Here is an 835-nt window from a genome sequence, read left to right as displayed (position 1 = left end):
AATTCTTCTTGGGCTGCGGTGGAGCATCGGCCGGCAGCATGGAAAGCCTCTGCCAGTTGAGAGATCTGAAAAGGGCTACCGGCCTGCAAGCTCTGGTTGATCGCCCATGGGTCACCACCGGCCTGAGCGATCAGACCGGCAACGCTAATCCATTTCAGCTGCATTGCACCGCCCGTAAAACCGCACCCTGTTCTTCTGGAGCAGCTATGACGCTACCCCGCTGGTAACCTCTCCACGCCGGTTCAAGCCGACGCTGCGGTGCAATTTGCCGCCGTTCGCTCGTCGAGCGCCTGATCGATCAATGTGGTACTGGAATGCCGTCGCAGAGTTATCGAGCCGCTAGGCGCGCTCGCGTCACCAGGCGGATTCGCCATCGATGGTCGCGAGGTCTCGCATGGGTAGAAAATTACGGGCGGACGCCGTTGGCCGCTATTCACTATGTACTAGCCTCGACGCAGCGCAGACACGGCTTCATCTCACTAGCGAATCCCAGCGACGTCAGGCCGGTCCGACGACGATCTGCCTCAAACCGATGCTGACGGCCGCATAAAGTCGGTGGTCTTACGCCAGCGATCAGTCACCTTCGAGATAAAGAATCTGCGCCGTTCGCCGGGGTGAAGTGAGCGAAGCGCTGCCTCGGCTTAGCATTCGGACATGCGCGATATCGAAGCGATTGACGCCGATCTGCAGTTGGTGTCGCGCGCTTGGTGCGCGGCTTTGGTGGCAAATGATCACGCACCGAGTACCACCCTGATCGACCAGCTTCGCGAGGAGCGACAGCAGTGAGGCGCTGCGTCCGGAACTGACATGACCGGATACCACTAGAGGTAGCGTC

Annotated in this window: 1 protein-coding gene; it reads left to right on the top strand. The window is 59.9% G+C overall.

The window, feature by feature from the left end; genetic code table 11:
• Positions 1-654: 654 nt before the first annotated feature.
• The gene (locus tag A5622_RS30495) at positions 655-786 is read left to right on the top strand and encodes a hypothetical protein (protein ID WP_255361663.1); all 132 of its coding nucleotides are present in this window, start codon (positions 655-657) and stop codon (positions 784-786) included.
• Positions 787-835: the final 49 nt, after the last annotated feature.

The sequence above is a fragment of the Mycobacterium sp. 1245801.1 genome (assembly GCF_001673055.1).
Taxonomy (GTDB): domain Bacteria; phylum Actinomycetota; class Actinomycetes; order Mycobacteriales; family Mycobacteriaceae; genus Mycobacterium; species Mycobacterium europaeum_A.
Note: the sequence above shows the minus strand (reverse complement) of the source record. Positions and strands in the feature narration are given on the sequence as shown.